This is a genomic window from Pontiella sulfatireligans, from assembly GCF_900890705.1.
Classification (GTDB): domain Bacteria; phylum Verrucomicrobiota; class Kiritimatiellia; order Kiritimatiellales; family Pontiellaceae; genus Pontiella; species Pontiella sulfatireligans.
Genome location: NZ_CAAHFH010000001.1, coordinates 1,704,730 through 1,727,300, shown reverse-complemented (window position 1 = coordinate 1,727,300; position 22,571 = coordinate 1,704,730). Strand labels below are relative to the sequence as shown.

Here is a 22,571-nt window from a genome sequence, read left to right as displayed (position 1 = left end):
GTCTTCTGCGTATTCCGTTGTTCAAACCCCCGTCCGCATCGACTTTTCACATTTCAAGCTTCACGTCTCAAGTTTCAATTGAACCGGAGGTTCTATTCATGCTGCTCGCCATCCCCAATCTCGCCTCATCCCGTACCGTCGAATGCTCGCCGTGGGAGACCGAAACCACCGCGCCGCCCAAGACACGCTGGAACCGTCCGGATGTGGAACATACATTCTATTCCGGCTACGAAGGTCTCATTGCATCGGGCCGCATTGATTCCAAAAACAATCCAGCGGTCTTGCTCCATTGGCTGGTGGCCGACTACGACGGCAACATCGACCAGCACATGCGCGATACCGTGCTCGAACGGTGCACCGACTTCAGGCCGCAATATATTTGTCGTACCGCTTCCGGCGGCGCCCGTCTGCTATGGAAACTCGCAGAGCCGTTTCCACTGCACCGGAACGACCTCACTGCAAAGCTCATGCGGCACATCAAAAAGAAACTCAAGCTCTCCAAGCTGCTGGTCGGCCTAGATACCGATGCCTTCGAAGATCCCTGTAAATATTACGAGGCTGGTACCGATTGGCAGCCACTATCTTGCGATGAGATATCTTCGGCCTTCATCATGCAGTGGGCCATCGAATCCACGCATAACTATGCCTGGGGCAAGCTCGGTACGGTTATTCCGATGGATATTGTCGCCGCGGAAGTAGAGCGGCAGTTTCCCGGTCGCTGGCAGGGCGAATTCTACGTCGGTGCGCGCGGCGTACGTTTCTGGGATGCAGAGTCCGACAACCAGACTGCCGCTGTTGTACGCGATTCGGGTATGCAATGTTTTACCGGTGGAACCGCATTCGTTCCATGGTCGGTCATTCTTGGCCGTCAGTTTGTCAGCCAATTTGAAGCGGATCGTATTGGCGGCAGCGTTACCGATGTCTATTTTGACGGCCGTGACTACTGGACGCAGCTGCCCAGCGGTCAATGGCAATCGTATGGGAAAGCTGACATTGCACTTCACCTGAAGGTGGAGCGTGGTCTACGCGGACAACCCGCTCGTGGGGAAAACTTCAGCGAGGTGGACCAGGCTATCCATCGTATCCAGAAGCAACAGTATATTGCCTGTGCCGCTCCGTTGGTACATCGACCCAAAGGCATTGTCCTGATCGACGGCAATCGCGTACTCAATACCTCCACCGTCACCGTCCTCCAGCCCGCCACGGACGAAGAATACTACCAAGCCGTTGTTGTATCGCAGGCTTCCAGCCTGCCTTGCCCATCCGCACCGCCATGTACCGCCGGCGTCTCGCCGGCCCCATCCGCACCGCCTTCAGAGTTCGATGTTCCATGTTCGGAGTTCTGCGGTTCGTCTGCCTTCCCCTGGCTGCACGATTATTTCTCCAACTTCTTCGACCCGTCCGAGCAGCTTGATTTTTTCTATGCCTGGTTGCAACGTTGGTATGTTTCCGCCCTTGAAGGCCGAATGCTGCCCGGTCAGGCCTCTTTCTTTGCCGGCGTCCCAAATACCGGAAAGACACTGCTCTCCAATGTTATTCTATCCCGTATCTTCGGCGGCCACATCGATGCCAGCTCTTTTCTTTCCGGCGAGGATGGTTTCAACAGCCACCTATTCAACAGCGCCGTCTGGGCGGTCGACGATGTCGTGCCGCTGACCGACAACAAATCGCACCTAAAGTTCTCGGCGCTCATCAAGAAGATGGCGGCCAACCGCACCTTTTCCGTGCGTGAGAAATACCGGGTCGACAAGTTGATTGAGTGGAATGGCCGCGTAGTCGTTACCTGCAATACCGATCCCGAATCTATCCGTATTCTACCCGACGTCGATTTATCCAACCGGGACAAAATCAATCTCTTCCGGGTTGCCGAGCGCGATACCTTTACCTTCCCGCGCGATGTCGAATCCATCATAGCCGCTGAGTTGCCGTACTTCCTGCGCTGGCTGCTCGACTGGCAACCACCGGACAACGTGGTCGGTGATACGCGTTATGGCGTGAAAACGTATTGTGAGGATTCCCTGTTCGAAGCGGCGCGCCATTCATCCAGCGCCTATTCATTTCTCGAAGTGCTGCTCAAGTTTTTCGAGGGGCAGGTGGAGGACACCTGGGATGGTTCCGCCACCGAGCTGCTATCGGCCATGCTCAACGACACCGACGGCCTGGCCGGCATCGCCTCCAAGTACACCACGCGTCAGGTCGGCCGCGAACTCTCCAAGCTCGCCTCCCAGAACTATCCCATCACCCAGCAGCGTACCGGGGCCAAACGCATTTGGATTATCGACATCAACGAAATCATTACCGGAGACACCGCCGATGGAACGCCGTTTTAATAATCGTACCGCGCGCGTCTCGCGTGCCCTGGAGGGACGACCTCCGTGTCGTCCTGCCGTACCGCGGGCGTCTCGCCTGCCCACACCTGCACACCCCGTTTCAAAACGTTTACTTCGTGTCGTTATGACGTGTGACATCATAAGAAAAAAAGTCTCTAGAGCCCTCTCTGAGTATTTTCACGGGGGCGTCCGCACGGCGTTCTGTCCTTCTCTCCCTATATTACTATATATATGTCATAGAATGTCATTATGTCATAAGCCCCGCGGGGCAGTGCTTTCCTCGGTGACATCCCCCGTGCCGTTTCCGCTGCCGCTGTTTCTACGTCACTTTCCGTGTCTTCGGTTTATTGCTTCTCCGTGTCCCTCTGTGCCCTCTGTGGTGAACCTTTCCCAATCCGCACAGTCGCTGCCATCCCGCCTGCCCCTCCGCGCTCTTTCCGTACCGCGGGCGTCTCGCCTGCTCCGCCGCCAAGCATACGCAATACGCATTACTCGTTACGCCTCTCCATCCGTGTTTGTCCGTGTTGATCCGTGGCTACACCAAACTTCCAACATCCAACCCCAAACCGGTTCCCGCTATGCTCTGTCATAAATGCCCACACTACGATTCCATCCAGCGCGGCGACTATGCTTCCAAACCCTGGAAAGACACGCCCTGTGCTAAATGCAAAATGGGGGAGGATACCTTTTACTCCGTGCCCTTCGACGAAGAGCAGCCCGTTGTAGCCGGGGGCGGTGACCCCGGACCCGCCATGTCCGCCTATACTGTAGCTGAGGGCCGTGATCCCGGATCCGCCGACCGCTGTTCACTCCCCGGCGACACCATGCTCCCAGCCTCAACCCTCGCCACCTGCCTCCAAGGGTTGCTTACCCTTGACCCCGAGCTTCGTGAAATCGTTGCCTTGCGTTTTCTCGGTTTGTCCTACCGCGAAATCGCGGAACGCCAAGGCACCTCCGTCCAGCTCGCCGAGATGCGCCACAAGCGCGCCCTCCGCGACTGGCCTGCCCTCGAATCCCTTTTCCCTGAAAAGGTCGCCAAGCAGTCCCGCCGTAAATCTCGGTAGTAGTATTATGTACTACGCCGTGTTCGTCGGCTCTTGTCCGTGGTTCAAGTTTCAAGTTTCCAGTTTCAAATTTCAAGTTTCACCTACTTCCCGCCCGCCATCCCTTACGCAGCAAACGCGCTCAGAACCTGCTACGCAGAACGCTGTCACGTTTCCTGCTCTACCTACGCCGCAGCGCCAGGCGCCCTTTGTGCCTTCCGGTTCGCGACGGGAGCAGGCCAACTCATCTACGATGGCCGGCCTGCATCCCTTTGCTCACCGTCTGTCCCAAAGTTCACCTCGCGCTGCTTCGTGTTACCCCCCAAGCCCCCCGCAACGGGGGGATGTACGCCGCGCCTTGAGCCAAAGAAGAAATTGTTCATCCAGCTTCATTCCGCCATCCTTCCGCATCCAGCGGCCAGCTACGCAGTACGCTGTCCGTTCCCGGTCTCCTCATTCAGCTTCCTTCACAAATTCTCCTTTGTCAGGCGCAGTATGGGTGTCGGCTGCTCCCGCCACCAGCGGCACAGCGCCAGGCGGCATTTGCTCGCTCCCTTCCGCCCCGGCTCCACTCGTACCTCATTCCGCCAGGCGGAAGTCCGTTCCCAAACGCCACCTCGCGCTGCTTCGTATGACCCCCAAGCCCCCGCAACGGGGGATGTCCGCCGCGCTTTGAGCCAAGAAAGAAATTGTGCTGTCTGTACGCTGCGCAAGCTCCGCGTCCATCCATCACAAATTCTCCCTTGTCTGCGCGGTATGGGAGGCGGCTATTACCGCCACGTCAGCGCATCAGCCGTCTTTGCGTTCCGCTCGCCGGCCAACCAAGGCGGGGGCGCTGATGTTATTTTCGCAGCACTCAAAAACATCATCGCCTGATCCCGCCCGCTTGCCCGGCCTTCGCCCTACGGGGAGCTCCACACAAATTCGGCTCAAGCGCTTCAACTACACTCCGGAAGCCCGGCTGATCCGAACGGCTCATGCTTCTCCGGTCGCAGACTCCCTCCGCAGCATCAGCCGCCCGGGACGGTCTTCCTTCGGGGGCCTACGGCCTACCCTGCGGGGCAATGTAGGCGAAGCATCCTGCTTCGTTTTCCCTCTTTGTATGAAGCAATGAGCGGTTCGTTCCTCACACGCTCCTTGCTTCCCTGCTGCCACCGGCATCGCTCCAGGCATTCGCGCAGGCGTTGGCAAACTCGCAAACCCGCATAATGCATGATTATGTTCAGTGGTTTTTGGAAATCAAAATTTCAACCACCCAACATAACAAGTCATTATGCGAGCTTGCTTCTTAGGGGAGGGCGACTCCGCCCTCACAGGGGGCAGCCCCCGGCGGGGCGCCCGCTTCCCCCTCGGCCTTCGGCCTCACTCCCTTGCCCCATAGCGGTCACGGTTTCGGCTTACGCCCAACCCGCGCCAGCCCCGGCCCCTTCCTCCTGGTCCTTCAACTTAGCCAACGCTATGGCGGTCGGGCGGGGCGGCCGTGGTCGCGTGGTTTCGGCTATCGCCTTCACCCACCGCATCCCCCGCCCACCCGGCCATGGCGCGTCCATCTCGCAGGCTCGCTGTCCGCGCCCTAGGCCCCCGCCCGGGAACCGGGGCTCCTCGCGCTCGGGTTTTTAAAGTATCGCGCTCCGGAACGGCCGCCCAGCGGCTGCCCTGCGGGGCAAGTGGAACGTCGCCGGAACATCCGGTCTTTTTGGTTGTTTTCAATCTGTTCCATCAGCGTTATCTGCGGGCCAATTTTCGCGCCGAGCGGGCGAGGCCAGAGCAGCGCGACGGAAAAACGGGCGAGCTTGCGAGGCCGGAGCGGGAGCGACGGAAGCGAAGCGCCCCGCAGGGGCACCCCCCTAATTTTCCCGCGGGTGAGCGGCGCGAGCCTGTTTTTCTCTGCTCTAAGCAGATTCATGAAACAGCCTGAAGCACACGTCGGCATGTCTGTTTGATTCCCGCTCTTTAAGTGAGGAATCACTATGCAGTTTCAACCCGGACAATCAGGAAATCCAGCCGGACGCCCCAAAGGGCAGAAGAGCGGGCGCATGCAGGCGCTCGGCGAGCTCGACGCCATTCTCAAAGACGCAGGCACTCTGGAGACGCTTCGCGAAGGTCTCCAGAAGTCGCTGGAACGCGACCCGGTCTGGTTCTTCCGCCGAATCATCATGCCCCTTCTTCCCAAGGAGGCTTCCCTTCAAATTGAAAACGATGGAGTCGTTCAATGGCTTTCACTCTCAACTACTGTCCCCACGGAGGTCAGCAGCGAATCCACGACGCCCGCGACACGCGATTCCGCGTTGTCTGTACCGGACGCCGTTTCGGCAAAACCCTCTGCCTTGCCGGAGAACTCCTCGACCGAGGTGCCTTAGCTCCCGGCGATTACGGTTGGATTGCTCCGACTTACAACGTCGCCGACCGTGGGAAAGAAGCCCTGCGCGATATTGCCGGGGGCTTTGTCCGCTTCATTGGCCGCACTCCGTCGCGTGCTGAATTCGATGGCCCCTTCGGCACGACCCGCATCTGGTTTCTTTCTGCCGACAACCCCGAAAACATCCGGGGCTACGGCTTCCGCGGCTTGGTCATCGACGAGGCAGCGCTTGTGCCGCTTGATGTCTGGAACTACATCCTGCGACCCACCATTGCCCAGACCCAGGGATGGGCCGTGTTCATTTCCACCCCCAAGGGGCGCAACTGGTTCTACGACATGTTTACGCGCGGGCAGGACCCGCATGAGTCCGACTATGAATCGTTCAGCTTCCCCAGTGTCGAGAGTCCATATTTTCCGGCGTCTGAATGGGAGGATGCCAGGCGGACACTTCCCTCCGATGTTTTCAAGCAGGAATACGAAGCGCAGTTCCTCGAAGATTCCGCCGGGGTATTCCGCAAGGTATCATCCTGCCTGTTTCCTGAATCGGCTATTTCCCGCGATGACCGCGCGGGGCCGGTGGTGATCGGATGCGATGTCGCCAAGCATACAGACTTCACCGTTTTGATCGCCATGAACTCCCGCAACGGGCGCTGCCTGGAGATGGAGCGCTTTAATCAACTCGACTGGCCGGTGCAGAAGGATCGCATCCTTACTTTTTCGCGCAAATGGCGCGGCCGCCTGATCCTAGATGCAACCGGCGTAGGCGATCCCATCTACGACGACCTCGCCCGACGCTACAGCAACATCGAGCCGTTTAAATTTACATCGGTTTCAAAGACCGCATTGATCCAGCGTTTGATTGTAGCCATCGAGCAGAAAAAAGTGGGCTGGCCCGAGGAATGGAAGGTGCTCACCAACGAACTGCAGCGGTACGAATATGAAATATCCGCGCGCGGCCATCTGTCGTACAATGCACCATCCGGCTTCCACGACGACTGCGTCATTGCGCTCGCCCTGGCAAACCACCGCCGCTGGCAGACCGAATCCTGCGGCCCGTTAATTCCAATTCCACCGATCCACGGCATCCGCTCCCGATGGTTCCCGCGCCCGCGTTCTTTGGATTAGTCTTGTTCGAAGTTCGTTTTCATAACGATTCCTGCAATCTTGGCAATCTTCACCTTTCCATTCTCGATCCTCAACGTTACCTTCTCAGAAACGGTCACCCTGATGACTGAACCATCTCCACGCGAGATGCATTCCTGAACGACGGTGTTCTCGACATCCGCTTGCTGCGCACCTGGGGAGATGTCGACCTTGCCAATGCTGGTCTTGCAGAGGCGATTGCTGTAGAAACAGTGCGATTCTCTCATCATCGCCAAATACTCCTCCCGGTCGTACTCTTGCGGCAGTTCATCGGGATCAGGCGACATGGCATAGGTCACCGTGAGATCTTTGGATAGCAATTGTGAAAACGTATAGATGTCGCCAGCAACCGCCAACCGATCGGTCTGCGCAGCAAGGTTCGTTACCGCCTTTGGGGTCAATACGGTAACTTCCGGCTCATCTGCCAAAGAGCCATTTGCAGGCTTCTCTTCTTCAATCCGGACATCATCTATCCATAGTGTTCCCGCTTCTATGACATTAAGTTGGAATCGAATAGTGCCGTCTGTTTCCGGGACGACATAAATGTATTCAAATTGACGCCATGTGTCGGTGCCCGTTTCTTCTTCACCAAAGGTTTTCGTAATTGGAGGATGTGCAGCACGATCTTTTTTTTCAGCTTCAGTAAGGCCTCGGTGGGAATGTCCTCGTTCGTTCTTAATTATTACTCGAACCGTACATCCCTGATTCTTCAACCAGAAACTAACTTTATAAGGTTTGCCTGTTTTTACAGGGTAAAGAACCTGAAATAGTCCCGCGGACCGGTTTCCGCCTACAGGATCTGCCTTATGCGCTATAAGCTTCAGCGACTGCTTTCCCTCAGCGAAATCTTCAGTATCTAATTCACTGTCATCCCATAGATTTTAAATAAAAAGGCTGGCTTGTGAGCTCTAAATCCTCCACTCGGAGGGTATGAAAAAACAGAGACAAAAACACAAACCAGCCGGACATAGGTATACAACCTTGAAGCAATTGTGCAATCTGATTCCCGGACACATGGTCACGAACCTTGCGAAGAAGCATGGCGTCGATGCCCGAAGCCGGACGTACACGCCATGGAGCCATGTGGTTTCGCTGCTTTATGCCCACTTTGCTCATGCGCTCGGGCTTAACGATGTATGCGACGCGCTCCAGATGAATGCGGCGGCGCTCTCCACCATCCGCGGTGCGGTTCCACCGTCCCGCAACAACCTGAGCCATGCGAATCAAGTGCGCGACGCGAACATGGCCGAAGAGCTTTATTGGAGCATGATGAAGCATCTGATGGACACGGTGCCTGGTTTTGCGAAGGGAAAGGTGCGTAGTGGATACCTCCGTCGCTTCAGCAAGGCGATCCATGCGCTCGATTCGACCACGATACAGCTGGTGGCCAATAGCATGGACTGGGCAAAGCACCGCCGCCGCAAGGCCGCCGCGAAGTGCCACATGCGTCTGGACCTGCAAAGCTTCCTTCCACGATGTGCCATTGTCGACACTGCAAAACACCATGACAGCCGCAAGACCTTGAGCTTGTGTGCCGACCTTGAAGCCGGAGAAATCGTTGTATTCGACAAGGCTTATATCAAATTCAAGCATCTCTTTGAGCTAACGGAGCGCGGCATTAATTGGGCGGGTCGAGCGAAAGACAACATGCAGTACACGGTGATGCGCTCCCTCGAAACGACTAAAAACAAGCGCATCCTTCGCGACGAAGTCATCGAGCTGATGCTCGAAAAATCGAAGAAGGCCTACCCGTGCGAGTTGCGCCGCGTTGTAGCCCTCGTGGAGATCAACGGCAAGGATGTCGAAATGGTCTTCCTGACCAACCATCTGGAGTGGAGCGCGTGGACGGTCGCGGAGCTCTACCGCTGCCGGTGGGATATCGAGGTGTTCTTTAAGGAAATCAAACAGACGCTCCAGCTCTCCGACTTTCTCGGCTACAGCGCTAATGCCGTACGCTGGCAGGTATGGACCGGGCTGCTCGTCCATCTGCTGATGCGCTGTCTCAAATTCATGCACGGATGGGATCACAGCTTCAAGCGCCTGTTCACCGTCGTAAGGGTCTCGCTTTGGCGTCGCTGGAACCTGCCCGCCTTGCTGGAATCCTATGGGACAGCCAAACCACCCGGTCGCATCCGAGGAGCACCGGAACAGGCGTATCTGCCGGGGTTCATCTAAATGCTGTGGGACAGCCAACTGTTTAAAACGGGGAATCATCATTACTCTTCAACAAAAAATCGGAATCGACTAAATAAACTAAACATCAGAAACCTTAACAAAAACGGGAGCTGACACTCCGTTATCGACCTTTGTCGAGCTGATCACCACTATGAGTCCGTCCGAGGGTAAAGTAACCGTCAATGCATACATATACAGACAGGAGCACTTGATTAAACCTGTGCCTGTTGAACTGCTTGCTCTTTTCGGTATGAGCCCTATACAAGAACGATTGTTAGGGAGCGAGGTGTTATCCCCAGGCAAGAGCTTTGGTGGCCAGTGTGCTGAGGATGCTGACGCATCGCCTCCTGATGAGATTTCCTCCAATTCAAGCGCTTTTCTGGGATTACTTGCCAAGGGGATTTCATTGCTTCCGGATATAGGCCCGTTTGGATTTGAACTGTCAGGCGTCAACCTGTCCGCAGCATCAAGCTCCGATGTCGGAATAGATGTTTCCGGCTTTTCCGCGGACACGCCGATTTTCGCAGCCATGTTGTCTGCCGCGCTGGACATTCCCTTGGCCCAGGATGTCGTGTTGACGGGGCACATGGCATCGGTTTCCGGCGATATCCGCCTGGTGCGGCATATTCCGGCAAAGCTGCAGGCTGCGATCGAAGATTCTGAAATCGAAGAGTTTCTCTGTCCTGAAATTGATGCGGACAACTCCAATCGATTTCTTCCGGAAGATGAGCGCGAAATCCTGGCTGCGGCAATCCAAAAAGCGCGGCGGTACATACGCATTACGGCGGTACGCACGATTGAAGACATCATCCCTGCGGTGTTTCAGGAAGAGGACATCGTACGGTCGGCCTTGCGAACTGGGTTTGGGCAGTCGGAAGACACCGCTTCCTGCGGGGAAGGTCCAGTCGAGTGCACAATCCAGCGATTAGGTGGCCGGATTGAGGATCGGTTCTATGCGATTCTTAAAGCCGTGGTAGCCACGGGGCATCCCAAAGAGATAAAACCCTTCCTTTCCGAGTGGGCGGATGCACACCTGCGGCGCAACCATTATCCCCAGGGATTCGGAACCCGCCTGAGGGAGTTGTTGAGTGCGATCCCTCTTGAGACCCAGCGAGGACTTGAATATCCCCTGGTTCCGGTCAGCACGTGCATACGCCTAAGCCAATATGCCGCCGCTTCCGATGGCAACGATGTCGTTGCGCTCTACGATGCGGCAACGCGACGCCGACCAATACATTACGCCCACCTCCATCCGTCTTCGGTCGATGGTCCGGTGTCCAGTACGCTTGCAATCGTCACAGCCGAGTTGCAGCCGGAAAACCTGGCAGAGAGAATAGGCCTTCCTATCGACCGGGCGCGTGCCGGATACGCTCTTTACAGTGTCACATCGGAATCCCAGGCCGAAACATTGGGTGTGGCGGCGGCCTTTTACCTTCATATGGCCCAGGCTACAGGCCGCACCGGTGAGCATGTTACTGCTGAGGAAGTCATGCCGGAGGCTCACGCGCTGATGGGGGAAGCCTTCGCCCGGGAAGGCGGGGAACCTGCGGCCTACGCAGAGGCAAGGGATGCCACGCGGGGTGGACTGAGGCACGTATTGGACCGAATGGCTGATGAGTATAAACGGCGAAGACAGGAGGAATATATCCAACTTGTCCTCGCTACGGCTTTTGACCGCGAAGACTACCGGGCTCGAGTTGCATTTATGGGCGACTTTCTGAAGCTGCACCCGGAGTCGCTGCCGCCGCACCTTGCCTCCGAGCCGCCGGAACGGTTCGCTGACCGGTATGATGTGATCGTGCGGTCCTTTGTGGATTCGATGGAGCAAGTAAAACGAGTGGTTGGCACTCTATAAGATAAGGAGACAAAACAATGACGGCAATTCAACAGATAATGGATGCTCTGGAAGAGCGGAGCATTGCTCGTAATATCGGTATTCCGCATGACGAGGCTCGTATGCGGTATCCTTTGTCGAGCAATACGGTAGGTTCGTTCGAGGCGTTCGCCTCGGTAACAGGCGATTACCTCAATCATCACACGGCAACCTGCATTACAAACGGCGGTCGTATGTCGGCCGGGCAGGCCCAAGGCAGGGCGAAAGAAATGATCGAACGGGAATATCGCCGGAACAACGGCGACATCGTCTCGGCCTACAATGATGCCCATGACGGAACGAATGGCGGTATGCGAAAAATCCTCGATATCATTGCCGACGCCTGCAAGACAGAGGCGGTTCAGCACTACGTACGTTCCATATTCGACAGCTATGTCGCTCCTAATTCATGGGAGGACAAGGTGGAAATTATCCGGCAGTTCATGCGGCACTTCGATGCCAGCATCCCTTCAAACGTACGCAGGGACCAGCCGGAGCGATATGCACAAAACTACCGGGATCTCATCGACGCTTTTGTCCAGGGGCTGCGCCAGACATCATCGATGTTCCGGCGACTCTAAAATGAGGAAGGGGGTTATGACAGCAAGCAGACTCCAGCGCCTGCTGGCCAATATCGAGGGTATTCCCAGCTGCATCGATCAAAAAGTCGATGCGGCCCTGAATGGCTTTGCAGTAAAGACGGCCATTCTCACGGACTGGGATTCGTACTGCGAATGCCTCGCCCGGTGCTTGTCCCATGTGGAGGCAACCTTGCTGGGAATCAATCCCGGCCCTGTCGATATTCAGTTTTGCTCAAACCGATGTTGGCATCTGTTGAAGCGGAAATATGGGGACAGCGCGGCACAGGCGGCCTTTGAAGAGGTGAGGACCGGAAGCGGCGGAGGGCTGCGCGGCGTATTGCGCATCCTGGCATTGGAGTACGGTGCGGAATACTCGCGCAATCTGATCTCCGTCACGGTGGAATCGTATTTTTCACACCGAAGCGTCGAACAGTTGATGGCCGATGCAAAAGAATACATGGCGACATACCATCAGATTCTTCCACCGGAGATCACCGAGGGAACCGGGGCGCGCATCCATTCCGGTTTTCGCAAGGCTCTCAAGCAACATCCATATCTGATGCGGCGTCTTCGCAGAACGTCTATGCACTAAAGGTCTGCGCAGGCTGCAACACTGCCACCTGCGCTGCCACTATCTGAGTAGAGATATGCAGATTGCTACGATAGATCAGGTGAGACTGGAGCGCGCCGCTCCGAGGATGGCGGCGAAAAAGCTCATGGCCCTCTTGTCGATGGAAATAGCCAAAGGCTGTTCGCCCAGGATAGAGAGGGAACCCGTGCGGTTGGAGCCACGCTACGCGCTGTTCGGTGTGGAGGATGATGCTGAACAGGCAGCGGCGATTCCAGAAGTGCCCACTGAACCCGGTGAGTGGCTTCGGTTGCGCATCTGGGTGTCGCCTGACCAGAAATGCGACTGGACCCGGTCTGAGACTCTGTTGAAATCCATGGCCGGCCTGTCCCACCGTGTCGCATTTGAAATTTCCGGAAATATCCAGTCCATCACCATTGGCCTGCTTGTGCATCGAGCAGATGCCTATGTGCTTACTACCATATTTCGTGGGCTGTTTGAATGCTCTGAGGTCACGGTCGATCGTGAGCCGCGACTGGAACGTGTCGATTGGGGGCGGGATACGCGCGTCTATCTGGCAGACTACTATCCTGATCCGCCGTACTCCCATTTGCTGACATCGTACGAGGAACTGAATTCACCGGCGTTTATGTCCCTTGTCCAAGCGTTGTCGCAAGTTCCCGACGCCGACATAGGCTTCTACCAGTGTGTATTCCAGCCGGTCGCAGCGACCAACGACTGGCATCGAAATGTGAAGCGCTTGCTGGATCTGGAATATGAAATCAATCTTCATGGACTCTACAGCCTAGGACGGCGCTACATGCAGCAGGCTCCTTCAGGCGATCTCCGGAACATGGCAAGCGATGTCGAACTGAAAGCCCACAATGACCGCCCTTTCTTCAATGCGGCGGCAAGAGTTGGTATGATTACCGAAAAGCCTCATCCACCGCCATCGTTGCAAGCCTTGACGGCCTTCATGAACCTTTATCAACACGGAGGACGGCCGTTGCGCCAAATAGGAGATGGGGAGTACCGGAAAATGTTCAGAGACTCGGACTTGATTCGGATGATTCAGCGGGGAACGGTTTACCGGCCAGGCTTTCTTGTGAATTCCCGCGAGCTTGTCGGGCTGGCCCATCCGTTTCACGCAAAGCTCGTCGAGCAGCGCCGACTCCCCCTTGCCGCGCTGGAGACGTTGCCGGTCAGGGATAAATCTCTCCACAACGGGACGCATATCGGCGACAGTCCTTATGCTGGTGAGATCCAGCCTGTTTGCATCCCTGAAGATGTCCGCTCCCGCAGCACCCATATTCTTTCCTCAGCAGGGATGGGGAAGAGCACGGTCTTGCTAAACATGTTCCGCCAGGACATTGAAGAGGGTAGCGGGGCCGTGTTCATCGATATTCACGGGGATGCTGTTAAGCAGGCCCTGACCATCATTCCGGAAGGGCTACGCTCTCGTACCATCTATTTAAATCCCGGTGATCCAAATTTTGTTCCACTGTGGAATCCGTTGACTCTGGATCCGGGAGAAAATATCTACAGAAGGGCAGACGACATAGTTGGAGCCCTCCGGCGGGTGTTTTCGGATTGGGGTGATCGGTTGGAGCATGTCATAAGGAACGGGCTCATTGGGCTGTCATATCTGAAGCACGCATCGCTTCTTGATCTCTACAGCCTCGTTCGGCAGGGAAGTCCGGAAAGCGAAGAGTTGAGGCAGATGATCGTGGAGGCCGCCTTGGACGAACCCGTCAAAAAATTCTGGCAGCAGGATTTCCTGAAGGACTATCGCAAATCGGATCTGCAGGCCCCCAAGCACAAGCTGTCGAAGCTGGTGGCCGCCGGAAATGTGTCGCTCATGCTTTCACAGCCCGAGAACCGTATCAGTTTCCGACGGATTATGGATGAGGGCATGATTCTTCTCGTCGACCTGTCGTCCGTGGGCAATGACGCGGGGGAGATTCTCGGAGCCCTCATTCTTTCCCTGTTTCTTAACGCGGCCATGGGCCGCAGCGATACTCCAATAGATCAACGAAAACGGTTTTCGATCTTTGCGGATGAGGCACATCGGTTTGTTGCCGCGAATGCCATAGAAAACATCATTGTCCAGGCGCGCAAGTTCGGGATCAACCTTTGTCTGGCTCACCAGTATCTGTCCCAGTTCGGCACGCGCCAGGTGGACGCTTTGTCTACCGCAGGGACTACAATCCTGGGGAAAGTCGATAAGCGAGATAGCCAATTCTTTGCAAAAGACATGCAGGATCTTGTTGATCCGAAGGAAATCATGAAGCTGGAAAAGTATGAGATGATTGCAAGGATCGGAAAGGAGGTCGTGCGAATGGTAACCAGGCCACCCCCTGAAGTCGAGGGAGGGGATGTAGGGTCGATTCTGGAAAATACACATCGGAACTACTGTTTGCCGGTCGATGCCGTTCGGAAAGGCCTGGCCCGGCGCTCCGAGCGATGGAACTCTCCGTTCAGGGATTTATCCGCCGATGAGATGGGGTGGAGCTTCAGTGAGGAGGATCTGGCCTATGAAGAATGCTAACGCAAGTCCTGCCTCAATTTTGCACCGTCTGGAAATTGATCTGGCCGGAGCGGCTTGCGTGTGTGGATTTGATGATGCCGCCGCCGACTACGTGCCGGCCGCAGATGCCCCGGCATCATTGGCTGAATTTGAATCCGAGATCATCCGCTTCACACGCCACCTGTTCCAGAACGGAATGATACCTTCCCAACGCATTTCGGATTCTGAGGCTTACGCATTAAGTGTTGATGTTCTGGAGAGCGCCTATTCCCAGAAATCCATGGGAGGATATGCATTGGCGATCATTGAAGTCCTTGAAGACGGTGCCACCGAAATCAGTACAATTCTTCAATGGCTCGCGGAAGCACTGAAGGAGCAAGTGCTGGCCCGACATACGTCGTGTGTTCTGGATAGCTTTCTCCATGGACTCGATTGGAATTCCAGAATGCAGCTCGCAGAGGAAATCCAATCCCGATATGAGTTCGGCGACGTTGCGGTGTTTTCGGGACTGGAACTGCATGCCCTCGCGAATCATGTTGCCGCTTTACTACAAAGTCATTGGGCGGCTGAAGAAATGCCGGGGGCTTTGACTCTATCTGAAATGACCTGATCGCATCTGCCGCTATCCTTGTGAAGAGATTCATCTTCTGAACATCGTTTGCATCGAAAGGATAGTTGCTGGAATGCACTTTACGCAGAAACAAGTTGAGCTTTTTGGCAGCCGCTTCGCCGGTCGTACGGACGTGTACGGAACGTATGACTCCGAAAGCGGACGAAGCTGGCAGGTGAAGAAGCCGGTGACCATTGATGTTGCCAACCGTCATCTTTCCGGTGTTCAGCCGTTAGGCGTTTATCCGCTTGTCGGCGAGAAAGTTTTTTTTGCTGTGGTGGACTTCGACTCGCACGACAAAGGTATGCCGACGGCTTTCCGTTCAGTTTCCCTGGATGCTGGCATTAGCACCTATATTGAGCGCAGCAAGTCCAAGGGATATCATTGCTGGTGGTTTGCCGAAGATGGCGGTGTAGAGGCCCGGCTGATGCGCATCGCCATGCGGGTCTTGCTGCAAAAGATCGGCGCGCCATCGACGGAGATATTTCCTAAGCAGGATCGTCTTCTTACGCGGAAACAGTATGGCAATTTCATCAACCTGCCTCTTTTTGGGCGGCATGTTTTGCAGGGGCGTACGGCGTTCCTGAACGAACACATGAAGCCTTTTGAGGATCAATGGGCTGTGCTGGCAAGTATTCAGCCAGTGTCCCGAAATGCTCTGCTCCATATCGCGAGGAAGGAGCCGTCCTATTCCACTCGCACTGCATCTGTCAACCTGCGGACAGTTGCCGATGGTAGGAAGTATGGGCTGAAGCCCTGTGCGGAAAGGATGCTCGCCGAGGGAGTCACCGACTACCAACGCGTTGCCTGCTTCCGTCTGGCGGTGCAGTTGAAGCTGGCCGGCTATGCTTATGGCCAAGCACTTGGAATCCTGAATGCCTGGGCCCGCCGAAATCGCCCTAATTCGGGTAAGCCTATTATCCGGGATTCTGAAATCCATGCCCAGGCACATTGTGCGTATAAGGGGAGCTATCGCGGCATGGGATGCGAGGATCCTGCTGTTATGCCGTTCTGTGATTCGTCGTGCCCGCTCAAGGTGAGTCATTCCGTAGGAGTGCCACAGTGAAAGCCGACGCGATGGATATTCAGATATTGGACGACCCGAACCTGTCGGCAGCGCGAACACTCTTGCGTGCGGCTGGACATGACGACGAAGCAATAGATCGGGCGTTCTATGCACTGCAAGAGTGGGAACGATGCGCTGAGGTTTCTTTGGATAATCTGCTGAGCGCCCGCGAGGTATGCGACTGGCTTGGTATCTCGCTGAGCACGCTTTGGCGGTGGGAGATCCCTCACATCCGGGTTGGGGGGCTACGTCGCTTCTACCGCAGCGACATCGAGAAGTTCCTCAACCGGCGCTACGTACGGGCCAAGAAATAGCGCCTGCTTGTTCCGCCATTCCCGTGTTTGCCGGCAAACAAATCCATGCCTTTCCCTCCGGAAGCTCTTCAGGTTATGAGAATGTCTGAGCAGATTTGAATCAAATTGCACGGGATTCAAAATCCCGCGACTTCGGTCATGTGGGTTCGAGTCCCACCTCCGGCACCATTACCTTTTATGGCATTATGATTGAGCACTATGTCTTCGGACTGTTTGAAAATGTTTTTATCAGTTCTCTTCAGATCCAACTGTGAAAGCCGAGTTAATACCACAATAACCCACGGGTGCTTGTCGAACCGTTTTGTTTGGCTTGCGGTCGGATCTCGGTAGGGCGCCCTCCATATTCCCTTTGGGCCCTATATTTGTGGCTTATTCTAGCATCGTTCCGATGCGGAGTTCCTTGATCAGAGTCTACTCTCTGTTTCCGTCGGTAAGATCCCCTGAGAAGGAATAATACGTTAGAAAGAGTCCGGGGTTGGGAAGTTCTTCAAAGTCGTAGCTTCTAACCATGGCGCATGGATAGTAACCCATGCGATCCATATCCTTACCGTAGCGGTTATCTTCTTCAACCATTCGGTTGTCCTCGTGGTCGGGTTCGAGCTGGTTCCCTTTCCAAACTTCAAATTGATTGGTGTCAAGATTGGTAATGTAGGCCCATTCACAATGCTGACTGTCTCGAATGAAATCGGATGCGTCCGGCATGAAGCTGAGCTTACCGTCGAGGTAGGGGGCCAGTGTGCCCTGCAACGGCGCAAATAATTCATGGTAGTCGGTCGGTGCGCTGTCGTATTCCAGATGAGGAAAATGCCTTCGTATTTCGGCGACAGGATAGCCGTCGAAATAGTCAATTCTATGCGTCTCAGCCACCGGAGTGAGTTCTGCTATTCGCTTTTTGAAAGGATCCCAGTCATCGACTGCCCGTAGTTCGTGAAGGATCTGGAGGCCGAGTTTATTCGGCGCAGAACCGGAACGGTTGTAGTCGAGTTTATCAATGTCGCGGTATCGGAACCCGATCAAACCTTGATCGCTCATGGTCTGTCCTCTGGTCGCGATGAGGTAAGATCCCTGAAGAAAAAGTAGTCCGACAGGTAGGTTCCTTGCTCGGGAAGTTTTTCCAAATCATAGGATCTCAACATGGTGCAGAGATAATATCCGGTGCGGGCAGCTTCTTGAGGATAGCGCTCATTTTCTGAGTCCGGTTCGCTCTGGAGTCCTTTCCATACCTCAAATTTTTTGTCATCTAGGTTGGCGATGTACGCCCGCTCGCAATGGAGGCTGTTGTGTATGAAATCCGATGCGTCCGGCATGAACATTAGTTTTCCGTCCAAGTAGGGTTTCAATGTGCCCTGCAGCGGTTGATAGAGATCATAAAAATTCTGAGGAGAACCCCTGTACTCAAGATCGGGAAACGCTCTTCGAATCTCTGCTTCCGCCATGCTTGAATGTTCGCCCAGTTTTCGCTGTTCAGGAATTGGAACGAGACTTTCTATGCGGTCCAAAATTACGTTCCAGTTATCAACTTCTCTTAGTTCCCGCAGAACCTTTAGCCCGAGTGTATCCGGATGAGAGTCTGCGTGGTTGTAAATGAGCTTGTCGGTGTCGTTGCACCTGAATCCGATTAATCCTCTAGTTGACATTTGTTATCACCACTATAGAGGGAGGACTGCCGATTTAAATGGCTGACTCCCTATCGGTGGGATAGCAGGGGGCAACGCCCGTCAGCGGCGTTGGTTGAAAGCAAACGTGGGGCATAATGATACCTGTTTTGATATTGATGGCCGCGCATGGCGGTACCCTGAAGCGATAGCCATATCTTGGGCCGTTGCTTATTTGGGTTTTCCGACTTCTTCCATCGCGATTGCGGACCATTCCCAGAGGCGCTCAGGTTTGTAGCGCACGGTGGAGATGTCTTTCATGATGAATTCCAGATGCGCACCTTGGGCGATGTCCAGCACACGGCGGATTTCGGCGCGGGCGCGTTCGGGATGCCAGTCGTCCCCCGCGAGAATGGCCGGGCTGGGTTTGATGCTGTAGACCATGTCTTGACCTAGGCCCTCGGTGATTTTTTCGACATCGCACCAGGCACTGGTGGAGACCTTTCGAAGATTGGGGATCTTCTTTAGGATCTCGGTCTTGTTGTGCAGCGGTTCGCAGCAGCCGTAGTAGTTCATGCCCCAGCGCTCCATCCAGCGCAGCTCATGCTCGATCGCAAATTCCCAGTGCATGTCGGGAGAAACTTCCGAGAATATCTGCGCGTTGGAACAGCCCCACATGTCTTTGGGCGTCACGTGTGTTTGTGCATTCCCAAGGCTTGGAAGTTTGGAGATATATCCATAGCCGCCGGAGCCGACGCGTACGTTGGAATTGTCGAGTTCTAGCACGTTGAGTTCATCAAACTGGTCGAGCTCCACCATCCAGGCACCGACAAGGCGGTTGACGATGGCGTGGTAGAGATCGGGATCGTCATAAAGGCCGATCAGCGCATTTTCGATACCCGTCCAGCGGATCAGGAAGTCCCAAGGCGTAAACCAAATGTGGCTTTGCCCAACCACCCTCACCGGAAGGATGCCGCCGAACACGTCGTTGAAGATCTGCTCGCGCAGTGCGGTCTGCTCCTCATTGTGGGTAACAACCGGCATCTGGATCTTTTCAATATCGGCCAGTTCTTCAATCTGGATGTTGAAGTGGCGGGAAACCACATCGTTGGAATGATCGGTTTCAGAGATATTGGTATCTTCAACAATGCCGAAGTCGGTGCTGTGAACCGCCTTCGGGCACTCGATCCATGGGCTCACGACCATGTCGGCAGGCAGGTGGTTCCACTGGTAGAGTTCCTTGCGCAGCAGCACTTCCTGCTCACGCGCCCACCCACCCTCACACTGGAGCTTCAGCTCGTCATTGACGTCCATTTCATTCCAGGGGATCTCATTGATCCAAACCATGGGACGCTCGGACTTTAAGTCGTTGAGAGCCGTCCACAGGCGAGCCTTTTCCTTTTGCGAGGATTCGGTTCCGGCAGCGGCCTTCTGTTCCGCGAGGCCGCGCAGGGTATCGCGGTCGGTTGAGGAAACCTCGATCTTCTCGTCGGTTGCCATGGGGGTGTAGTGGCTGGGATCGTGCAGCATGGTCTAGTCCTCGTGTTTGAGCCAGGAACGCTCGATTTCTTCAATGGTGCGTCCTTTGGTTTCGGGCATAAGGAACTTAATGACAAACAGGGAGAGAGCCAGCACGCCGGCAAAGCAGTAGAAAATAAAACCGGTCGGCATGGCGTCCTGCATGATTGGGAAAAGCTGGGCCACTCCAGCACTGGTCAGCCAGATGCAGACCGTGGCGATGGAAATCGCCTTCCCGCGGATGCGGTTCGGAAAGACTTCCGAAATCAGTATAAACTTGACCGGGCCGATGGCGCAGGCAAAGAAAGCCACAAAGGCATTGATCGCGACTACGATGGCCCATCCGGTAGCACCCTTAAGGAAGAGGCTGCCGATAACAAGATGGGCAATGACTCCTCCGATGGTGCCGACGGCGAGTAGTTTTCGGCGGCCGGCGGTATCAACAAACATTAAGGCAAAGATGGTGGCGACCATGTTTACCAGAGCAATGGTGCCGAAGCCTCCGAGCGATCCGGCCAGACTGAAGCCTGCCGCTTCGAAGATCTGCGGACCGTAGTAGAAAACCACCGAAACTCCGCAGGCTTCGGCAAAGAAGCAAAGCAACAGGCAGAGAATCAGTGGCCTGCTCAGCTTGCGGGTAAAGAGATCAAAGAAACGGACGTCGCTTTCTTCGTTTACCGCGGTTTCGATTTCCGCGCAGACCGCCGCAGCCTTTTTATCCCCGTTGATGCGTTTTAGAATTTTTTTCGCTTCGTCCGTCCGCTGATTTTTAACCAGCCAGCGAGGGCTTTCAGGAATGAAGAAAGCGCAGACGAGGAAAAGAATGCCTGGCAGGGCTTCGGCGAAATACATGGCACGCCAGCTTTGATCGACTGCAAACCATTTCCAGAAGGGGGCGAGCGTTTCAGAGGCGGCATTGGCTTCGGCAAATTTAATAATCCCAAAGTTGGAAAAGACACACATCACGATTCCGATGGTGATGGTGAACTGGAACAGTGTCACCATACGACCGCGGTGTTTTTCGGGGGAGATTTCGGAGATATAGAGCGGGCAGACCATCGTGGAGGCACCAATCCCAAAACCGCCCAACAGGCGTGCCATGATCAGATGCGCCGGACCGTCGGAAAGTCCACTCCAGGTGGCGGAAATAAAGATCATGATCGCAGCGATCATTAGTGTTTTCTTACGACCGAAGGCGTCGGAGATCGGTCCGGCAAAGGCCGATCCGATGGCGCAACCCCAAAGAACACAACTGACATAGAAGCCCAGTTGCCTCGGGCTGAAATCAAACAGAGCTGTAACTTGCGAGTTCGTCCCGGACACCACCACAGCGTCGTAGCCAAACAGTAATCCGCCACAGGCTGCCACGAGGCAGATAAACCACAAATATCCCATTGAACCGCTTTCCGTCTTACTTTCCATAGATTTGCCTTCTTTCAGTTAATCATTATATTTAATACATATTTACCGGGTTTTGGACATGGACGAAGAAGTGAAAAAGATGGATTATATCCTACGCTTTTCATTCCCTTTCCGGTCTTTACACAATCAGGCCAGGTTTTTGGAAATCCCGACCAAAAAAATACCGACAACGGCGAGGCCATAGCCGATTGATTCAAGCACCGGAAGCCCTGCGGGCGACAACAGCTCTAACCGTCCGGAAGGCACCTGCACATTCACCAGTACAGCGGACAGCATCACCAGAACAATGATGAAGGACATAACGAATCCCAACGACGCCCCCCACACATCCGCCCAGCACATCAGATATTGAGTCGTCACAATGGTCAGAGCAATCCCGGCCAGCCAGCCCGTTGCGGGACAACCGCTAACCAAGGCAAACTTGGCCTTTTTTAAACAGAGAACGGTTCCGATGTTCGAAATCGCCGCCACCAACACAATCAAAAAAATCTTCATATCATACGTCCTTTTAAATAAACCCGGTCGTATTTTTCCGGTCCGAGGGCTCCGATAGCGGTTTGGAGCAACTCTTCTCCATGCTTCCGTTCCATGAGCGGTGTTTCAGCAAATTCCCACTCCATATTCATTTTTTGGTATTTTTCAACGGCCAGATTATTAAAGGCACAGAGATCCCAGCGCTCGATCTGATCCGTCCAATGATTGGAAAGAAAATGCCCAATCGCCTCAATATTTTCTGTACCATCGGTGGCACCGGGAATCAGCGGCGTTCGGATCCATATCTTTAATTCTGGATGTTCTGTGGCGTAGGCCATGGTTTTGCAAAAATTATCCAGAATCTGCTCATTCCCCTGCCCGGTCCACTTCCTATGATTGGAAGAATTCATGATCTTGAGGTCAAACAGCACGAGGTCGCAAAGCGGCAACAGTACATCGAGTGCTTCAGCCGGAGCGGCGCCACAGGTATCAAGCGCCGTATGCCACTCCCGCTCCCGACAGCCTTTCAGCAACTCAGCCACAAACGGCCACTGCATTGCGGGTTCACCGCCACTAACCGTGATGCCTCCGTTTTTAGTAAAAAACGCGGCATCGCGTTCCAGATCGGCCAGCAATGCTTCCACCGACCAATCCTTCCGCAACGGCTCCAGTGCCTTGGCGGGACAGTTTTCAATGACGGCCGGATCGCCGTTCCAATTATCATGATCCGTAAGCGAGCCATCATCCAGCGCACAGATGCCGCAACCAATGCAGCGCGGTTCATTACGCCAAAGCTCCGCCTTGCCGGAAAGGCTTTCCGGATTGTGGCACCAGGCACAGCGCAGTGAACAGCCTTTCATAAAGACCGTGGTGCGCAGCCCCGGCCCATCATGCGTCTGCATCCGTTTTACGCTAAATGTATGGCCCTGTTTACTCATAATTGATTAACCACAAACTACACGAACGCTTCAAT

Annotated in this window: 20 protein-coding genes; 12 read left to right on the top strand and 8 right to left on the bottom strand. The window is 54.8% G+C overall.

Features of this window, described 5'->3' with window-relative positions:
• The first annotated feature begins 98 nt into the window (after positions 1-98).
• Positions 99-2,330 carry a primase-helicase family protein gene (locus SCARR_RS05840; RefSeq protein ID WP_136060566.1) on the top strand — a complete coding sequence of 744 codons (2,232 nt, stop codon included), beginning with the start codon at positions 99-101 and terminating at the stop codon, positions 2,328-2,330.
• Between the two features lie 578 nt (positions 2,331-2,908).
• Positions 2,909-3,394, top strand: a complete 486-nt coding sequence (locus SCARR_RS05835) for a sigma factor-like helix-turn-helix DNA-binding protein (RefSeq protein ID WP_136060565.1) — start codon at positions 2,909-2,911, stop codon at positions 3,392-3,394.
• Positions 3,395-4,819: 1,425 nt separating this feature from the next.
• On the opposite strand, the gene SCARR_RS05830 is transcribed toward SCARR_RS05835, so the two are convergent.
• Positions 4,820-5,083 carry a hypothetical protein gene (locus SCARR_RS05830; protein ID WP_136060564.1) on the bottom strand — a complete coding sequence of 88 codons (264 nt, stop codon included), beginning with the start codon at positions 5,081-5,083 and terminating at the stop codon, positions 4,820-4,822.
• A 260-nt stretch (positions 5,084-5,343) separates the two neighbouring features.
• On the opposite strand from SCARR_RS05830, the gene SCARR_RS28795 reads away from it, so the two are divergent.
• Both SCARR_RS28795 and SCARR_RS05820 read left to right on the top strand, forming a co-directional pair.
• Positions 5,344-5,733: a DUF5681 domain-containing protein gene (locus SCARR_RS28795; protein WP_246044430.1), complete on the top strand. Its 390-nt coding sequence runs from the start codon at positions 5,344-5,346 to the stop codon at positions 5,731-5,733.
• On the top strand, positions 5,631-6,857 hold the full coding sequence (locus SCARR_RS05820) for a terminase large subunit domain-containing protein (protein ID WP_246044449.1): 1,227 nt from the start codon (positions 5,631-5,633) through the stop codon (positions 6,855-6,857). The genes SCARR_RS28795 and SCARR_RS05820 overlap by 103 nt, the downstream gene beginning before the upstream one ends.
• Here the strand turns inward: SCARR_RS05820 and SCARR_RS05815 are convergent.
• Positions 6,854-7,588: a hypothetical protein gene (locus SCARR_RS05815; protein ID WP_136060561.1), complete on the bottom strand. Its 735-nt coding sequence runs from the start codon at positions 7,586-7,588 to the stop codon at positions 6,854-6,856. The two genes, SCARR_RS05820 and SCARR_RS05815, sit on opposite strands and share 4 nt — an antisense overlap.
• Positions 7,589-7,805: 217 nt before the next feature.
• On the opposite strand from SCARR_RS05815, the gene SCARR_RS05810 reads away from it, so the two are divergent.
• The 8 genes from SCARR_RS05810 to SCARR_RS05775 all read left to right on the top strand — a co-directional run bounded on the left by SCARR_RS05810 (position 7,806) and on the right by SCARR_RS05775 (position 16,589).
• A complete protein-coding gene (locus SCARR_RS05810) occupies positions 7,806-9,050 on the top strand; it encodes an IS4 family transposase (protein WP_136060137.1) in 1,245 nt (414 codons plus the stop codon).
• A gap of 208 nt (positions 9,051-9,258) precedes the next feature.
• Positions 9,259-10,905, top strand: coding sequence for a Lon protease family protein (locus SCARR_RS05805; protein ID WP_136060560.1), 1,647 nt, complete (start codon positions 9,259-9,261; stop codon positions 10,903-10,905).
• A 17-nt stretch (positions 10,906-10,922) separates the two neighbouring features.
• Complete coding sequence (locus SCARR_RS05800) at positions 10,923-11,504, top strand: hypothetical protein (protein ID WP_136060559.1); 582 nt, start codon at positions 10,923-10,925, stop codon at positions 11,502-11,504.
• 16 nt (positions 11,505-11,520) lie between these two features.
• Positions 11,521-12,096 (top strand): hypothetical protein, encoded by a 576-nt coding sequence (locus SCARR_RS05795; RefSeq protein WP_136060558.1) that lies wholly within the window; start codon positions 11,521-11,523, stop codon positions 12,094-12,096.
• 106 nt (positions 12,097-12,202) lie between these two features.
• Positions 12,203-14,620: a type IV secretory system conjugative DNA transfer family protein gene (locus SCARR_RS05790; RefSeq protein WP_168433035.1), complete on the top strand. Its 2,418-nt coding sequence runs from the start codon at positions 12,203-12,205 to the stop codon at positions 14,618-14,620.
• Complete coding sequence (locus SCARR_RS05785) at positions 14,607-15,209, top strand: hypothetical protein (RefSeq protein ID WP_136060556.1); 603 nt, start codon at positions 14,607-14,609, stop codon at positions 15,207-15,209. Before SCARR_RS05790 ends, SCARR_RS05785 begins: the two co-directional genes overlap by 14 nt.
• 73 nt (positions 15,210-15,282) lie before the next feature.
• Positions 15,283-16,275 (top strand): TOTE conflict system archaeo-eukaryotic primase domain-containing protein, encoded by a 993-nt coding sequence (locus SCARR_RS05780; protein WP_136060555.1) that lies wholly within the window; start codon positions 15,283-15,285, stop codon positions 16,273-16,275.
• Entirely contained in the window at positions 16,272-16,589 is a 318-nt protein-coding gene (locus SCARR_RS05775) for a helix-turn-helix domain-containing protein (protein ID WP_222846192.1), read from the top strand. Before SCARR_RS05780 ends, SCARR_RS05775 begins: the two co-directional genes overlap by 4 nt.
• Positions 16,590-17,000: 411 nt before the next feature.
• Here the strand turns inward: SCARR_RS05775 and SCARR_RS05770 are convergent, their stop codons facing one another.
• The 6 genes from SCARR_RS05770 to SCARR_RS05745 all read right to left on the bottom strand — a co-directional run bounded on the left by SCARR_RS05770 (position 17,001) and on the right by SCARR_RS05745 (position 22,536).
• Positions 17,001-17,621, bottom strand: coding sequence for a hypothetical protein (locus tag SCARR_RS05770; RefSeq protein ID WP_136060554.1), 621 nt, complete (start codon positions 17,619-17,621; stop codon positions 17,001-17,003).
• A complete protein-coding gene (locus SCARR_RS05765) occupies positions 17,618-18,226 on the bottom strand; it encodes a hypothetical protein (RefSeq protein ID WP_168433034.1) in 609 nt (202 codons plus the stop codon). Before SCARR_RS05765 ends, SCARR_RS05770 begins: the two co-directional genes overlap by 4 nt.
• A gap of 189 nt (positions 18,227-18,415) precedes the next feature.
• Positions 18,416-19,714, bottom strand: coding sequence for a hypothetical protein (locus SCARR_RS05760; RefSeq protein WP_136060552.1), 1,299 nt, complete (start codon positions 19,712-19,714; stop codon positions 18,416-18,418).
• A gap of 3 nt (positions 19,715-19,717) precedes the next feature.
• Positions 19,718-21,124: a sugar porter family MFS transporter gene (locus tag SCARR_RS05755; RefSeq protein ID WP_136060551.1), complete on the bottom strand. Its 1,407-nt coding sequence runs from the start codon at positions 21,122-21,124 to the stop codon at positions 19,718-19,720.
• Between the two features lie 126 nt (positions 21,125-21,250).
• Positions 21,251-21,619, bottom strand: coding sequence for a hypothetical protein (locus SCARR_RS05750; RefSeq protein WP_136060550.1), 369 nt, complete (start codon positions 21,617-21,619; stop codon positions 21,251-21,253).
• Entirely contained in the window at positions 21,616-22,536 is a 921-nt protein-coding gene (locus SCARR_RS05745) for a glycyl-radical enzyme activating protein (RefSeq protein WP_136060549.1), read from the bottom strand. Before SCARR_RS05745 ends, SCARR_RS05750 begins: the two co-directional genes overlap by 4 nt.
• Positions 22,537-22,571 lie beyond the last annotated feature (35 nt).

What these genes read in the sequence shown, in the direction of transcription:
- SCARR_RS05840 (WP_136060566.1), top strand. Translation starts at nt 99, where the DNA reads ATGCTGCTCGCCATCCCCAATCTCGCCTCATCCCGTACCGTCGAATGC.
- SCARR_RS05835 (WP_136060565.1), top strand. Translation starts at nt 2,909, where the DNA reads ATGCTCTGTCATAAATGCCCACACTACGATTCCATCCAGCGCGGCGAC.
- SCARR_RS28795 (WP_246044430.1), top strand. Translation starts at nt 5,344, where the DNA reads ATGCAGTTTCAACCCGGACAATCAGGAAATCCAGCCGGACGCCCCAAA.
- SCARR_RS05810 (WP_136060137.1), top strand. Translation starts at nt 7,806, where the DNA reads ATGAAAAAACAGAGACAAAAACACAAACCAGCCGGACATAGGTATACA.
- SCARR_RS05800 (WP_136060559.1), top strand. Translation starts at nt 10,923, where the DNA reads ATGACGGCAATTCAACAGATAATGGATGCTCTGGAAGAGCGGAGCATT.
- SCARR_RS05795 (WP_136060558.1), top strand. Translation starts at nt 11,521, where the DNA reads ATGACAGCAAGCAGACTCCAGCGCCTGCTGGCCAATATCGAGGGTATT.
- SCARR_RS05790 (WP_168433035.1), top strand. Translation starts at nt 12,203, where the DNA reads ATGGCGGCGAAAAAGCTCATGGCCCTCTTGTCGATGGAAATAGCCAAA.
- SCARR_RS05785 (WP_136060556.1), top strand. Translation starts at nt 14,607, where the DNA reads ATGAAGAATGCTAACGCAAGTCCTGCCTCAATTTTGCACCGTCTGGAA.
- SCARR_RS05780 (WP_136060555.1), top strand. Translation starts at nt 15,283, where the DNA reads ATGCACTTTACGCAGAAACAAGTTGAGCTTTTTGGCAGCCGCTTCGCC.
- SCARR_RS05770 (WP_136060554.1), bottom strand. Translation starts at nt 17,621, where the DNA reads ATGAGCGATCAAGGTTTGATCGGGTTCCGATACCGCGACATTGATAAA.
- SCARR_RS05765 (WP_168433034.1), bottom strand. Translation starts at nt 18,226, where the DNA reads ATGTCAACTAGAGGATTAATCGGATTCAGGTGCAACGACACCGACAAG.
- SCARR_RS05760 (WP_136060552.1), bottom strand. Translation starts at nt 19,714, where the DNA reads ATGCTGCACGATCCCAGCCACTACACCCCCATGGCAACCGACGAGAAG.
- SCARR_RS05755 (WP_136060551.1), bottom strand. Translation starts at nt 21,124, where the DNA reads ATGGAAAGTAAGACGGAAAGCGGTTCAATGGGATATTTGTGGTTTATC.
- SCARR_RS05750 (WP_136060550.1), bottom strand. Translation starts at nt 21,619, where the DNA reads ATGAAGATTTTTTTGATTGTGTTGGTGGCGGCGATTTCGAACATCGGA.
- SCARR_RS05745 (WP_136060549.1), bottom strand. Translation starts at nt 22,536, where the DNA reads ATGAGTAAACAGGGCCATACATTTAGCGTAAAACGGATGCAGACGCAT.